Annotated in this window: 20 protein-coding genes; 18 read left to right on the plus strand and 2 right to left on the minus strand. The window is 58.5% G+C overall.

Going from position 1 to position 13,540, the window contains the following annotated elements; translation table 11 throughout:
- The first annotated feature begins 97 nt into the window (after positions 1–97).
- The 11 genes from ACLEIV_RS02705 (at position 98) to ACLEIV_RS02755 (ending at position 6,640) form a co-directional block, all read left to right on the plus strand.
- Positions 98–922 carry a GPO family capsid scaffolding protein gene (locus ACLEIV_RS02705; RefSeq protein WP_410455122.1) on the plus strand — a complete coding sequence of 275 codons (825 nt, stop codon included), beginning with the start codon at positions 98–100 and terminating at the stop codon, positions 920–922.
- 9 nt (positions 923–931) lie between these two features.
- On the plus strand, positions 932–1,963 hold the full coding sequence (locus tag ACLEIV_RS02710) for a phage major capsid protein, P2 family (protein ID WP_410455123.1): 1,032 nt from the start codon (positions 932–934) through the stop codon (positions 1,961–1,963).
- Between the two features lie 10 nt (positions 1,964–1,973).
- On the plus strand, positions 1,974–2,651 hold the full coding sequence (gene gpM, locus ACLEIV_RS02715; protein WP_410455124.1) for a phage terminase small subunit: 678 nt from the start codon (positions 1,974–1,976) through the stop codon (positions 2,649–2,651).
- Positions 2,652–2,745: 94 nt separating this feature from the next.
- The gene (locus ACLEIV_RS02720; RefSeq protein WP_410455125.1) at positions 2,746–3,201 is read left to right on the plus strand and encodes a head completion/stabilization protein; all 456 of its coding nucleotides are present in this window, start codon (positions 2,746–2,748) and stop codon (positions 3,199–3,201) included.
- Positions 3,198–3,404, plus strand: a complete 207-nt coding sequence (locus tag ACLEIV_RS02725) for a tail protein X (protein WP_410455126.1) — start codon at positions 3,198–3,200, stop codon at positions 3,402–3,404. The genes ACLEIV_RS02720 and ACLEIV_RS02725 overlap by 4 nt, the downstream gene beginning before the upstream one ends.
- A gap of 4 nt (positions 3,405–3,408) precedes the next feature.
- Positions 3,409–3,783 carry a putative holin gene (locus ACLEIV_RS02730; RefSeq protein WP_410455127.1) on the plus strand — a complete coding sequence of 125 codons (375 nt, stop codon included), beginning with the start codon at positions 3,409–3,411 and terminating at the stop codon, positions 3,781–3,783.
- The gene (locus tag ACLEIV_RS02735; RefSeq protein ID WP_410455128.1) at positions 3,780–4,211 is read left to right on the plus strand and encodes a phage holin family protein; all 432 of its coding nucleotides are present in this window, start codon (positions 3,780–3,782) and stop codon (positions 4,209–4,211) included. The genes ACLEIV_RS02730 and ACLEIV_RS02735 overlap by 4 nt, the downstream gene beginning before the upstream one ends.
- The gene (locus ACLEIV_RS02740) at positions 4,208–5,023 is read left to right on the plus strand and encodes an N-acetylmuramidase domain-containing protein (RefSeq protein ID WP_410455129.1); all 816 of its coding nucleotides are present in this window, start codon (positions 4,208–4,210) and stop codon (positions 5,021–5,023) included. Before ACLEIV_RS02735 ends, ACLEIV_RS02740 begins: the two co-directional genes overlap by 4 nt.
- 258 nt (positions 5,024–5,281) lie before the next feature.
- Positions 5,282–5,542, plus strand: a complete 261-nt coding sequence (gene lysC, locus ACLEIV_RS02745; protein WP_410455130.1) for an Rz1-like lysis system protein LysC — start codon at positions 5,282–5,284, stop codon at positions 5,540–5,542.
- The gene (locus ACLEIV_RS02750; RefSeq protein WP_410455131.1) at positions 5,535–6,002 is read left to right on the plus strand and encodes a phage tail protein; all 468 of its coding nucleotides are present in this window, start codon (positions 5,535–5,537) and stop codon (positions 6,000–6,002) included. Before lysC ends, ACLEIV_RS02750 begins: the two co-directional genes overlap by 8 nt.
- On the plus strand, positions 6,002–6,640 hold the full coding sequence (locus ACLEIV_RS02755; protein WP_410455132.1) for a phage virion morphogenesis protein: 639 nt from the start codon (positions 6,002–6,004) through the stop codon (positions 6,638–6,640). The genes ACLEIV_RS02750 and ACLEIV_RS02755 overlap by 1 nt, the downstream gene beginning before the upstream one ends.
- A 232-nt stretch (positions 6,641–6,872) precedes the next feature.
- Here ACLEIV_RS02755 and ACLEIV_RS02760 read toward each other — a convergent pair whose 3' ends face one another.
- Together ACLEIV_RS02760 and ACLEIV_RS02765 are read right to left on the minus strand one after the other, a co-directional pair.
- Complete coding sequence (locus ACLEIV_RS02760) at positions 6,873–7,160, minus strand: helix-turn-helix domain-containing protein (RefSeq protein WP_410455133.1); 288 nt, start codon at positions 7,158–7,160, stop codon at positions 6,873–6,875.
- Positions 7,153–7,473, minus strand: a complete 321-nt coding sequence (locus tag ACLEIV_RS02765) for a hypothetical protein (RefSeq protein WP_410455134.1) — start codon at positions 7,471–7,473, stop codon at positions 7,153–7,155. Before ACLEIV_RS02765 ends, ACLEIV_RS02760 begins: the two co-directional genes overlap by 8 nt.
- Before the next feature lie 270 nt (positions 7,474–7,743).
- Between ACLEIV_RS02765 and ACLEIV_RS02770 the strand changes: the two genes are divergently transcribed.
- The 7 genes from ACLEIV_RS02770 (at position 7,744) to ACLEIV_RS02800 (ending at position 13,531) form a co-directional block, all read left to right on the plus strand.
- A complete protein-coding gene (locus tag ACLEIV_RS02770; RefSeq protein WP_410455135.1) occupies positions 7,744–8,364 on the plus strand; it encodes a phage baseplate assembly protein V in 621 nt (206 codons plus the stop codon).
- Positions 8,361–8,708, plus strand: coding sequence for a GPW/gp25 family protein (locus ACLEIV_RS02775; RefSeq protein ID WP_410455136.1), 348 nt, complete (start codon positions 8,361–8,363; stop codon positions 8,706–8,708). Before ACLEIV_RS02770 ends, ACLEIV_RS02775 begins: the two co-directional genes overlap by 4 nt.
- Positions 8,705–9,616: a baseplate assembly protein gene (locus ACLEIV_RS02780; RefSeq protein ID WP_410455137.1), complete on the plus strand. Its 912-nt coding sequence runs from the start codon at positions 8,705–8,707 to the stop codon at positions 9,614–9,616. Before ACLEIV_RS02775 ends, ACLEIV_RS02780 begins: the two co-directional genes overlap by 4 nt.
- Before the next feature lie 10 nt (positions 9,617–9,626).
- Complete coding sequence (locus ACLEIV_RS02785) at positions 9,627–10,157, plus strand: phage tail protein I (protein ID WP_410455138.1); 531 nt, start codon at positions 9,627–9,629, stop codon at positions 10,155–10,157.
- Positions 10,154–11,548 (plus strand): phage tail protein, encoded by a 1,395-nt coding sequence (locus tag ACLEIV_RS02790; protein ID WP_410455139.1) that lies wholly within the window; start codon positions 10,154–10,156, stop codon positions 11,546–11,548. Before ACLEIV_RS02785 ends, ACLEIV_RS02790 begins: the two co-directional genes overlap by 4 nt.
- Before the next feature lie 11 nt (positions 11,549–11,559).
- Complete coding sequence (locus ACLEIV_RS02795) at positions 11,560–12,228, plus strand: DUF4376 domain-containing protein (RefSeq protein ID WP_410455140.1); 669 nt, start codon at positions 11,560–11,562, stop codon at positions 12,226–12,228.
- Between the two features lie 133 nt (positions 12,229–12,361).
- Entirely contained in the window at positions 12,362–13,531 is a 1,170-nt protein-coding gene (locus ACLEIV_RS02800; protein WP_477529380.1) for a phage tail sheath protein, read from the plus strand.
- The last annotated feature ends 9 nt before the right edge of the window (positions 13,532–13,540 follow it).

Genomic DNA, 13,540 nt, shown 5'->3' on the forward strand with positions numbered 1-13,540 from the left:
TCTCCCACCGCTGCCAGAGTGCCCACGCGTTGACCGGTTGCGCCCAGCTCTTGACCATTGGCCTGTAATTATTCCGACTTCAACAGGAGCCAGCCAGATGGCCAAAAAGAGCAAGTTTTTTCGTGTTGCCACCCAGGGTGATACCACCGACGGCCGCGTCATCGAACGCAGCTGGATAGAGCAGGCCGCCAAAAACTTTAACCAGAAAACCTACGGTGCCCGCGTGTGGCTGGAACACATTCGCGGCCTGTATGCCGACAGCGACTTCAAGGCCTACGGTGACGTAACCGGCCTCAAAGCCGAAGAAGTGGAAGACGGCAAACTGGCCCTGTTCGCCCAGATCGACCCCACCGGTGATCTGGTAAAAATGAACAAAGACCGCCAGAAGATTTACACCTCCATCGAAATCGATCCCAACTTTGCCAAAACCGGCGAGGCCTACATGGTCGGCCTGGCGGTGACCGACTCCCCGGCCAGCCTGGGTACCGAAATGCTGGCGTTTTCTGCCGGCGCCAAACAAAACCCGCTGGCAGACCGCAAGCAACGACCGGAAAACCTGTTTACCGCCGCCATAGAAACCCAGCTCGAATGGGAAGAAGACGACCAGCTAGAAGGCCCCACCCTGTTCAGCCGGGTGAAAGATCTGCTGGGCAAAGCCAAAGAAAAGAACAAGGCCGACTTCTCCGATGTCAACGAAGCGGTGGTAGCTATTGCCGAGCAAACCGCCGACAACGCCGAACAGGTAGGCCAGTTCAACGGCAAGTTGGGCGATATGGAACAAACCATCAAAGACCTGCAAACCAAGCAACAGCAGGCAGAAGCCAAGTTCAACGAACTGGAAACCCAGCTGAGCAAACAGCCGCAAGGCCAGACCCGCCAGCCCGCCACCGGCGGCAACAACGAATCAATCGACTGCCTGTAAGGAACCGACATGCGCAACGAAACCCGTAAAAAATACAACAGCTTCACCCAGCAGGTAGCCACCCTGAACGGCGTGGATGACGCCGCCGCAAAATTCAACGTAGAACCCAGCGTGCAGCAAAAGCTGGAAACCAGAACCCAGGACAGCTCTACCTTTCTGAGCATGATCAACATGGTCGGCGTAGAGGAACAAAGTGGTGAAAAGCTGGGCCTGGGCATCAACTCCACCATTGCCGGTCGCACCGACACCACCACCAAAGACCGTCAGGCCACCGACCCTACTGCGTTTCAAAAAGCGCGCTACGAGTGCAAGCAAACCAACTTCGATACCGCGCTGCGTTATTCCAAGCTGGATATGTGGGCCAAGTTCCCCGACTTTGCCACCCGCGTGCGCGATGCCGTACTAAGCCGCCAGGCGCTGGACCGCATCATGATCGGTTGGAACGGCACCAGTGCCGCCGCCGACACTGACCGCGTTGCCAATCCGCTGCTGCAGGATGTGAATATCGGTTGGATCCAGAAAGTACGCACCGACGCCCCCGAACAGGTACTGAGCGAGGGTGAACTCGCTTCCGGTAAAATCTACATCAGCAAGACCAGTGGCGACTTCGGCAACCTGGACGCTTTGGTCGCCAGCATGGTCGCTGAGCAGTTGCCGCCCTGGTACCAGGACGACACCGAACTGGTGGTGATCATGGGCCGCGACCTGCTCAACGATAAATACCTGCCGATGATTGAAGAGCACGCAGAAAAACCGAGCGAATCCGCTGCGCTGGACGTCATCAAGGCCCGCAAGATGGTCGGTGGCCTGCCGGCCATTCGTGTGCCCTACTTCCCGGCCGGGGCCCTGATGATCACCCGCCTGGATAACCTGTCCATCTACTGGCAGGAAGGCGCCCGCCGCCGTGCCGTTATCGATAACCCCAAGCGCGATCAGGTCGAGAACTACGAGTCCAGCAACGACGCCTACGTGATCGAAGACTACGAAGGTGTGGCCCTGGCCGAAAACATCGTGTTCGAAGACAAGCCTGCCGCGCCGTAAGGGGTAATCAATGACCAACCTGATCCGACAACATCGCCAGCGCGTACTGGCGGCTAAACAAGGGGAAGAGCAAAGCAGCTTCGACCCCAAGGCCGCCAACCTTTACGAACTGATGCTGATGCAACTGGCCGAGCATCGCCGCCGTCTCAAGCAAGTACAAAGCTTGGAGCTAAAGGCTGAAGTTAAAAGGAAGTTTCTGCCCGAATACCAGGCCTATATCGACGGCGTGCTGCAGGGTGACGCCGGACGTCAGGACGACGTGCTGATGACGGTGCTGCTGTGGCAAATCGACGTAGGCAACATGACCGAGGCGCTGCGCCTGGCCGAATACGCCATTGGCCACAATCTGCAAACGCCCGACCGCTACGAGCGCACCACCGCCACCCTGATTGCCGAAGAAGTGGCCGAAGTGGCCATGCGCCGTGCCGGTACCGACCAGCCTATGGCTGCCGAACTCATCCTGAAAACCCACGAGCTCACCCGGGATCAGGACATGTACGACCAGGTGCGCGCCAAGCTGCATAAAGCCATTGGCATGGCCATGGAAACCGCCGACCGGCTGCCCGAAGCCATAGAACACTACGGCCGAGCACTGGAGCTGGACGAGCGCATCGGCGTGAAAAAGCTGATCGAAAAAGCCGAACGAGCCATCAAGAACAACCCCGAGCAGGCCAAGCCTGCCGGTTAACCGAGCGTGACCCGCAACCCTGGGCGGCTCGGGCAAGGCTGCATTTATGCTCCGCCGACACCCGACCACCGCCCACCCATTCAGGAGCCAGAACGTGACCTTTTTTCCTGACAACCCAGAACAACAGCCGGGACAGGACATCACCAGTCACCCGTTCTGGCCCACCATCAATACCGCCGCCGTGCGCGACGTGATGCGCATCGATGGCGATGTTACCGAGCCGCGGCTACAGCATGCGGTGATCACCGCCATCGCCCAGGTGAATCAAGACCTGCTCGGCTATCGGCAGGAACAGGCCGAAACCGCGTTGGCCACCGTGCCCGCCGAACAGATCGGCGGCGAGAGCCAGCTGGTGCATCACTATCTCCGCGCCGTGTACTGCCTGACCCGGGCCAACCTCATTGAGCGGCTGCGCGACTACGACACCACCAAAGATGGCGAAGGCCGGGCCGAATCACTGGAACAAACGGTCACCGACCTGCGCCGGGATGCCCGCTTTGCCGTGCGCGCCATTATCGGCACCACCCACACCACGGTAGAGCTGATATGAAAGTCCGCGCCATGCAGGGCGACACCATCGACGCCATTTGCCAGCGTCACTACGGGCGAACGGCAGCAGTCACCGAGGCCGTGTTACTGGCCAACCCCGGTCTGGCCGAACTGGGCCCGGTGCTGCCTATGGGCACTCTGTTGGAGCTGCCGGACGTCGCCCCACCACCACAACAAAACAACATGATACAGCTATGGGATTAACCGCATGAGCGAACCGACCGGCGCAACCGTCGCCACCCTCACTACCACCGGAGCCGCCATGGCCGCCCCGGTGTTTGGCATAGACCCGCTGCTGGTCATCGGGGCCATTACCGGCGCCGGTATTTTTGTGCTGAGTCACGAAGAACAAAGCGCCCTCAAAAAGCTGGCCCTGTTTGTGGGCTCGGTGGCGTGCGGCTTTCTCGGTGCCCGCCTGGCCGGCGACGTGGCCAGCGTAATGATGCCGGGTGCCATCAAAATCAACGACGGCGTGGGAGCCATTATCGCCAGCTCGGTGTCGGTGCGCATTCTGCAGCGGATCATCCGGATGATAGACAGCCCCGTCCCACTCGCCGACATCCTTAAAGGTAAGCGGCCATGATGATTCTTGCCCTGCACATCACCTGCCTGCTGTTGCTGGCCTTTCGCATCATGCTGTTTGGCGGTCGCGGCCGCCGCCGCCCCGTTATTGCCTCGCTGGCCTACGCACTGATGGTGGCGGCATTTGCCGAGGCCATACAGGCCGGCTTTGGCATGACGCAGCCGCCCGGTTGGACTGGGTTGCTTCTCGAGCTGGCATTTACCCTGGCCGTGTATTGCCACCAGGGCAACGTAGCTGAACTGTTCAAACCCAGAGACCGCGGATCCCGGCTGAGCAGATTGCTCTGCTGGAGCCCGATGAGCAGCTATCAGACGAGCCGGCAGCCCGGGCCAATACCGCCCCCACCATCACCACCAACACCGCCGCAGCCAAGGCAGCGCAACCGCCGCAAATCAGACCGCCAACACAACAACAAGGTGACATCATGAGAATCGGAGACAAGGGCGAACAGGTTCGCCTGCTGCAGCACAAGCTGAATGCCGCCGGTGCCAAGCCCGCACTGGAAACAGACGCCGACTTTGGCAGTAAAACCCGAGACGCCGTCATCGCCTTTCAGCGTCGCCACGGTATTTCCGCCATCGGCGTGGCGGGCCCTCGCACCTTGGCGGCACTCGACGGAATCGCAGATCCAAAACGTATCGGGCAGGCCGACTTTGAGCGCGCAGCCAAGATGCTGGGCGTCAGCGTTGCCGCCGTGGCGGCCGTGGCCGAAGTGGAAAGCGCCGGCCGTGGCTTTCTGCCGGACGGTCGCCCGGTCATTCTGTACGAACGGCATATCTTCTACCGCCAGGCCGAAGCACTGGACTCCGAGCAAGCCAACATCTGGGCCGTGAAATACCCCAACCTGTGCAACACCCGCCGGGGTGGTTACGCCGGCGGTTCAGCCGAGCATCACCGCCTGACTACCGCCAGGCAGTTGGATACCGCCTGGGCCCAAGAGTCCTGCAGCTGGGGCATGTTCCAGATCATGGGCTTTCACTGGCAAATGCTCGGCTATTCCAGTGCCACCGCTATGGCGGAAGACATGAGCCAGAGCGAAGGCGGCCAGCTCGACGCCCTGGTGAAATTCATTCAGGCCGATAGCAAGCTGCACCAGGCCATGAAGGCGCGCCAATGGGCCGCGTTCGCCCGCATCTACAACGGCCCCGCCTACAAAGAGAACCTGTACGACATCAAACTGGCTCGCACCTACGCCCACTTTGCCGGTGTGTACGGCGCAGACGAGCAGGAAGCCGCATGACGTTTAAGCTGCTCGTCGCCTCGGTGGCCACGGCTTTGGCGCTGCTTATGGTGACATGGAGTCAGCATCAAACGCTGACAGCAACACGGCACCAGCTAATGGCAGCCCAGGCCACAACAAAAGGCCAGGCAGCCGTAATACAAACAATCGAGCTGCGTGCCGAACGTAATGCACTGGCCAGCGCCGAACTGATCAGAACCCTGCAACAGACACAAACGCAGCTCGGGATGAGTCGCCAAAGATGGGAGACATTAAAACGTGAAAACGAAGAACTTAAAGCCTGGGCTGACTCTGCTGTGCCTGAGCCTGTTGGCCGGCTGCACCGGCGGCCCGCCCTTACCGGTGCCGCCGGTTATCACACTTGGCTGCAACAGGGTAACGGCCTGCAGCCTGCCCCCGAGCAACCCGCAGAGTAACGAAGACCTGCTCAAAGACATCAGGGCCATCGAACTTGCCTGGGCAAACTGCGCCGCCCAGGTAGACATGATCATCCAGTGCCAGGAACAACCCCATGAATAAACCCGAACAAGTACGCACCCTGCTGCTATCTGCCGTGCCTCACCTCAAACGCAACCCCAACGAGTTGCATGTTTTTGTGAAAAACGGTCGTGTGGTAGCAAGTGCCGCCAAGCAGAATCTGAGCTTCGAATATCAGTTTGATCTGGTGGTTGTCGTCACCGACTACGCCGACCATGCGGATAGGATTATGGTGCCACTGCTGGCCTGGGTGGCCGAGCACCAACCCGAACTGATCACCAACCCGGATAAGCGGGAGAGTGGAGTTCGCTTCACTGTGGAGATGATCAACAAAAAATTGGTCGATATAGAAATATCGCTCTCCCTCACCGAGCGGGTCAAGGTCACCCCGGTCGAAGGTGGCCGCACCGTCGAACATCTGCCCGAACCCACCGATCCTTACAACGGTTTCGACTGGTCGCTGTTTGCGGTCGGCGAGCAGTTACCGCCAGGAGATGAATAATGGAAAGCAACTTCCAAGAGTTGCCAGATTACATCGATGCCCTCATCGCCAAGATGGAGCCCGCCCAGCGCAAAGAACTGACCCGTAAAATCGCCAAATCGTTAAGGGCGAGTCAGGCCAAAAGAATACGACAGCAAAAAGCGCCAGATGACAGCGCCTTCGAGAAGCGAAAACCTCAAAAGGCGAAGCGGGAAATAAAGTTTATCTACCAAACTGGCGACGAAGTGCGCCACCTGCGCAGCTGGAGAGAGACCAAGCATTACATTATTGGCTTCGACCGATATCGCGGGAATATTCGGACCTTCAAGAAAAGCCGAATCATCAGGACTCTGTTTGTGAACCGAGGCGAGACCACCGCCCTGCTTGACAGGAATCGCGGCGATATTCGCCGCCGGATGTTCACAGGTCTCATCAAGAGCCGATGGCTGAAAAGTAAGGGGGATGCCAGTGAGGCTAGTGTGGGTTTTCAGGGCGTGGCCAGCCGTGTAGCCCGGGTTCACCACTACGGATTGAAAGATAAGGTTAACGAGCGAGGCGGCGAGGTCGATTACCCGGAACGCCAACTGCTGGGGATAACCAGAGAAGAGCTGGAACTCATAGAAGAGATGACTATAGCCCATCTGGCCAGAGGCATGTAACCCCGTGCCGGGCCAGCCCGGCACAATGCCTTTGCCTTCTCCCGCCGCCATAGCCCAGGCTCGGCAAACTGGACGGGCATGAACGACCAAATAGCGGATCAGTTCAGTACCAACAACATCGATAAGGTACACATCAGCAACTGAATGGAGTGGAAAACATGCTGACTTCATATCTGTCCAAATAACAAAAAGCCCCGTAAAAACGGGGCTTTTTCAAACGGCCAGCATGTATTTAGGAGAGAGCCTCAAGCACGTGCTTGGGGTCACGCTCAATGGCGCGCAGCAATGCCTTTGCAGGCCCGGTAGGTTCGCGTCGCCCCTGCTCCCAGTTACGCAACGTCCCCACATTCACATCGATCAGCTTGGCGAAACGCTGCTGGGTCAAACCGGTATGTTTACGGATAGCCTTGACCTTAACGGCGTCCACCAACATTTCACGGGAAGGCTGACGCTCCCCTTTAACAATTTCATCCATCTGGGTCATGCTTTCGACCAGACGGCCAAACAGTTCGTTATCCATGACTCCATCCCTCATTGATAGTACGCAGAACCTTCTTCTGCTCTGGTTTTAAATCGTCTTGTATGCCTTTCTTGTAGATAAAAATCATCCTTATTTGGCTATCGGCGCTAACGTGATAGTAGATCACTCTTACCCCACCTCGCTTACCCTTGCCCTGTGTGCTCCAGCGCACCTTCCTGAGCCCGCCTGTATCCTGGATAACCGGCCCAGCTTGTGGGTGGTTGGCCAAGTATTCCTGCAAAGCACGATACTCATCATCGTGTAGCAGTTCCTTCACATCGACGGTAAAAATCGGAGTTTCAATAAAAATCATTAGCTACGTCACTGGCGTACTTTAATGCTTATTGTGCAAGCTAACCTTGCATAAAACAAGGTACAGACAAACGATAGTTTACTGACCTCACATCAATTCACTGAGTTTCAAACCATTTTAGTGGCTTCTGGAGCTACACGGATACTGCAGTAGGTTCGCCGGAGTTCAGATCCTAAACCAATAACCCAACCGCTAGCCCTTCTCCTTCTCCCACCGCTGCCAGAGCGGCCCTTACTCGCCGCCATAACCCTGCCTCGGCAAACTGGCGGCATGAACGAACACATAGCCGAACTACGCCGCCGCATCGACAACCTGCTGCGCCTGGGCACCGTTACCGAGGTGCGTGCAGGCAGCTGCAGAGTGAAAACCGGCGACATCACCACAAACTGGCGGCCTTACTTCACACGTAGGGCTGGCAGCGCTCGCACGTCCTGGCGGCCCACCGAGGGCGAGCAGGTCATGCTGTTGTCGTTGTCCGGCGATCTGGCCTGCGCTTACGTGCTGCCGGCCCTGAACCAGGACGACTACCCCGAGCCGGACGATCACCCGACCCGTAACCGCACCCTCTACCCAGACGGTGCCGTTATCGAATACGACCCCGAAGCCGGCGCGCTCAATGTCACCGGTATCAAAACCGCCACCGTGCAGGCCAGCGAACTGGTCACCATCGACTGCCCGGAGGTGGTTTGCACCGGTAATACCACCACCAAGGGAAATCACCTGGTCGAAGGCGTACTCACCTACAAAGGCGGCCTGAACAACAAAGGATCCACCAGTGGTGCAAGCATCAAGGGACCAGTCAGCATTAACGGCACCCTGACCAACAACGGCATCAACGTCACCACACACGATCACGAAGAGACCGGCAGCGTGACCAAGGAGATGAAATGATCTGGGCAGGCATGAACAAAGACACCGGTCGCCAACTGACCGAGCTGGATCACATTCGCCAATCTGTGGCCGACATACTCACCACTCCGGTGGGCACCCGTATCATGCGCCGCGACTACGGAAGCCAGATTTTCGAACTGCTCGACCAACCCCAGAGCGGCGCCACCCGCCTCAAGCTGATGGCCGCCACCGTCATGGCCCTGCTGCGCTGGGAGCCTCGCATTGCGGTCAGGCAGGTTCATATCAATGGCGATAATCAAGGGCGGCAAATTATCACGCTTTACTGTGAGCGTGTCGGCGGAGCCGATACCGGACAGAGCATCAGCATGGAGATCACCCCGTGAGCACCTTCACCGCCATCGACCTGAGCCGATTGCCCCCGCCCAATGTGGTCGAACCGCTGGACTTCGAATCTATTCTTGCCGAGCGTAAAGCCGCACTGGTGGCACTTCACCCGCCCGAGCAACAGGCCGCTATTGCCAGCACCCTGGCCCTGGAGTCCGAACCGCTCACCAAACACCTGCAGGAAAACGCCTATCGCGAACTGTTGTTGCGTCAACGCATTAACAGCGCGGCCAAAGCGGTGATGCTGAGCTACGCGCAAAAAGAAGACCTCGATCAACTGGGCGCCCTGTTTGGCGTGCTTAGGCTGCAAATCGCTCCTGGCGATCCTATGTATGGCATTGCACCGACCATGGAGCCCGACGAGGACTACCGCCGACGCATCCAGCTATCGCTGGAAGGATTCAGCACCGCCGGGCCAGAAGGTGCCTACATCTTTCATGCCTTGAGTGCCGACGGCCAGGTACTGGATGCCAGTGCCACATCACCGGTAGAGGGCAAGGTGCTGGTCAGCGTGTTGTCACGCACCGGCGACGGTACCGCCAGCCAGCCGTTACTGGACAAGGTGGACGCCGTAGTCAGTGCCGATGACACCCGCCCGCTCACCGATTGGGTAGTAGTGCAGTCTGCCCAGATATTGCCATATCAGATTGATGCCACCCTGTTCATGTTTTCCGGGCCATCCAGTGACGTGGTGATGGCCAACGCGCGGGCGGCGGTAGAGGAATACGTGGCCGAGAGTCACCGTCTGGGCCGAGATATTACCCTGTCCGGTATTTATGCCGCCTTGCACCAGCCCGGTGTGCAGCGCGTGCTGCTGACCGGCCCGGTCGCCGACATCGTGGTGACTCGCACTCAGGCCGCCTACTGCACAGGCATCAACCTGACGATGGGAGGTCTGGGTGAATAAGCAGACTCTCATGCCCCCCAACAGCAGCGGGCTGGATCACAAGTTGAGCCAGGTATGCAGCCGAATAGAAGACATTCCCGTGACGCTGCGAGACTTGTGGAACCCGGACACCTGCCCTGCTGAGTTATTACCCTGGCTGGCCTGGACACTCTCGCTGGATTCATGGAAAGAATATTGGCCGGAGTCCATCAAACGGGCCCGCTGCAGGGAGGCCATCACCATTCAGCGGCGCAAGGGAACGCTGCGGTCGGTAAAAGACGTCGTCGCCTCGTTCGGTGGCGATATCGTGATCCGCGAATGGTGGCAAAAGACCCCGCAAGGACGGCCCCACACTTTCGATGTGCTGATCAACGTCAACAACATGGGCGGGCAAGCCGTCAGTGCCGAGTTTGTGCAGGACATCATCAACGAAATAGCCCGTACCAAGCCGGTTCGTTCGCACTTTGAAGTGCAGCAAGGGGTTTCTGCCTCTGGCCGACTCGTGCTGGCAGGGGCCGCCCGTGCAGCCGTATTCAACAGACTAACCCTGGTGGAAGCATGACAGCGCTAACCTTTACCATTACCAATGCCGGCCGGGCCGAGATCATCAATGCCGAAAACACCGGCACCGGCCCGGTCACCATTACCCACATCGCCCTGGGCGATGCTCTCTATACACCGGCCAAGACTCAGACCACGCTGCAGCATGAAATAAAACGGCTGGATGCTTTCGGTGGTTCGGTAGTGGCCGACGACGTCATTCATGTCACCATTACCGATGACAGTGCCGAACAATACATTCTCGGCGAATTCGGTTTAATCAGCGATAAAGGCACTTTGGTCGGGGTGTATGCACAGACGACCCCGATACTGGAGAAAAACCCCGAAGGCATCATGCTGCTGTCGGCAGACATGACCCTGACCAGTATCGACGCCACCAGTATCACCTTTGGTCCGGCCGAGTTTGTCTATCCGCCGGCCAGCCTGAGCCGGGCCGGTGTGGTGATCCTGTCCAACGCCACTAACTCAAGCCGGCAGGATCAGGCCTCTACGCCCAAGGCCGTGAAAACGGTCAACGACGCGTTGACCGCACACAAAGATGCAATCAACGCACACACCAAGGAGCAGGTGGGCCTGGATAAACTGGAAAACTGGAGCTGGTCACACAGCTACACCGACGCCACCGGAGGGGCCGGAAAGTACGCCAGCGGCAAGGCCGTGGCAGACGCCTACAACGCGCTGAACAGCGCCAAGCTGGATAAAACCGGCACCGCTACTAACTCGGCCAAGCTCGATAACCAGTTGCCAAGTTTTTATCTGGATTGGAGCAACTTCACCGGCGTGCCCACCCAAGCCAAACGCTGGCCCAGCTTCGCGGAAGTGACCGACAAGCCCGCCACCTATCCGCCGGACAACCATGCCCATTCATGGAACAGCATCACCGGCAAACCCGTCGGCATAGACGAACCCGGACTGGTAGCAGCTTTCGCTATGGCTACACCACCAGAAGGCTGGCTCAAAGCTAACGGTGCCGCTGTCAGCCGCACCGCATACGCCGCGCTGTTCGCTGCCATTGGCACTACCTTTGGGACCGGCGACGGCTCAACTACCTTCAACCTGCCTGATATGCGCGGTGAATTCCCCCGTGGTTGGGATGACGGGCGAGGCGTCGATGTAGGGCGGGAGTTTGGCAGCCAACAGGGTGACGCAATCAGGAACATTACCGGCACGTTTAACGGTGGATACAGAAACGCAGGAAGTGTCGGGGCGTTTGAGTTCATAGGTGATCAGGTTTACCACCAGGATATTGGATGGGCGGGTGGTGGATGGACGAATTTTGGATCAGGTGGCGATAAGTATGATGCCTATAAATTAGATGCTTCTAGGCAAGTGCCGACAGCAGATGAAAACCGCCCCCGCAACATTGCCCTTCTTTACTGCATCAAATATTAGAGGTATCCACTGTGGACATTTACCACTATCACCCCACCACCGGCGAGTATTTAGGCTCAGGGAAAGCAGATCTTGACCCTCTGCAGCATGACAACTGGCTGGTTCCAGCCTTCGCCACGAATTCAACACCACCTGCGGTCACCGACAATCACGCCCCTGTGTACGCGAATGGTACCTGGTCACTGATCGAAGATCACAGAGGCAAGACGGTCTACGACAAGCAGACCCGACAACAACAGGACGTCACCGAACTCGGCCCCTTAGCTGATTCGGTAACCGAACTCGCTCCAGGCCACGACGATGTATGGGGCATCGACGGCTGGCAGCTCGACCCGGCTGCCATCACTCTCCACCAAAAATCCAAACACGCCGAAATCAACACCTGGCGAAACCAGCAAGAACTGGCCACCGTAGAGCACAACGGCCAACACTGGGACGCCGATCCTACCAGCCGGGCACGCATCGAGTCGGTACTGTTGGCCGGAGTCATGCCGCTCGACTACTGGACCGATGCAAGCAACCAGGATCAACCCATGACGCTGGAACAGCTACGCGAACTGTATGCAGCCATCGTGCAGCAAGGTGGGCGCATTCACGACCGGCAACGCACCATGAAAGCCGAGGTCAATGCCCTCACCACTATCGAAGCCGTGCAGGCCTATCCCGTCGGCTGGCCTTGATAAAAGGCAGGCGCTTACCCGCCTGCCACCGCTTTAGCTTCTCCCGCCGCTGCCAGAGCCTCCCTCACTCGCCGCCCCCGCCCCGCCTCGGCAAACTGGCCCGGATATCAATCCATCCGGACTGGAGAAAATCATGGAATATCATCACGGCGTTCGCGTCGTAGAAATCAACGAGGGCACGCGCACTATTCGCACCGTGGCCACCTCGATCATCGGCATGGTGTGTACCGCCACCGATGCCGACGCTACCGCCTTCCCACTTAACAAGCCGGTGCTGCTCACCAACCCGCAGGCGGCCATCGGCAAGGCCGGTGTGCAGGGCACGCTGGCCAAATCGCTCGACGCCATTACCGACCAGGTCAACACCATGGTGGTAGTGGTGCGGGTAGAAGAAGGACTGGACGAAGCTGCCACCACCGCCAACATCATCGGCACAGTAACGGCCGGCGGCCAATACACCGGCCTCAAGGCGCTGCTGGCGGCCCAGGTGCAGCTGGGCGTTAAACCGCGCATCCTTGGCGTGCCGGGGCTGGACTCACTGCCTGTGGCCACCGAACTGGCCGTTATCGCCAAGAAGCTGCGCGCCTTTACCTATATCTCTGCCTTTGGTGCTTCCACCAAAGAAGAGGTCAATACCTACCGCATGAACTTCGGTGACCGGGAAGTGATGATCATCTGGCCCGACTTCACCAGCTTTAATACCACCACCCAAGCTGCAGACACCACCTGGGCCACCGCCCGGGCGTTGGGCCTGCGTGCCCGAATCGACAAAGAAGTGGGCTGGCATAAAACCCTGTCCAACATTCCGGTCAACGGCGTTGAAGGCATTACCCACGATGTGTACTGGGATCTGCAAGACCCCAGCACCGATGCCGGCTATCTCAACAGCAACGACATCACCACGCTGATCCGCGCCCAGGGCTTTCGCTTCTGGGGCTCGCGCACCTGCTCGGCAGACCCCTTGTTCCAGTTCGAGAACTACACCCGCACCGCCCAGGTCATTGCAGACACCATCGCCGATGCCCACATGTGGGCCGTAGACAAGCCGATCACCCCCACCCTGGTTAAAGACATTCTGGAAGGCATCAATGCCAAGTTCCGAGAGCTGACCTCGCTAGGCTACATCGTCGGCGGTGAAGCCTGGTTCGATGTAGACATCAACGACAAAGACACCCTCAAGGCGGGCAAGTTGTATATCGATTACGACTACACCCCGGTGCCGCCGCTGGAAGATCTCACCTTCCGCCAGCGCATTACCGACCGCTACCTCATCGACTTTGCCGCCGCCGTTGCGGCCGCATAAGGGGATAAC

It is taken from the genome of Oceanisphaera submarina (assembly GCF_046521305.1).
Taxonomy (GTDB): Bacteria; Pseudomonadota; Gammaproteobacteria; order Enterobacterales; family Aeromonadaceae; genus Oceanimonas; species Oceanimonas submarina.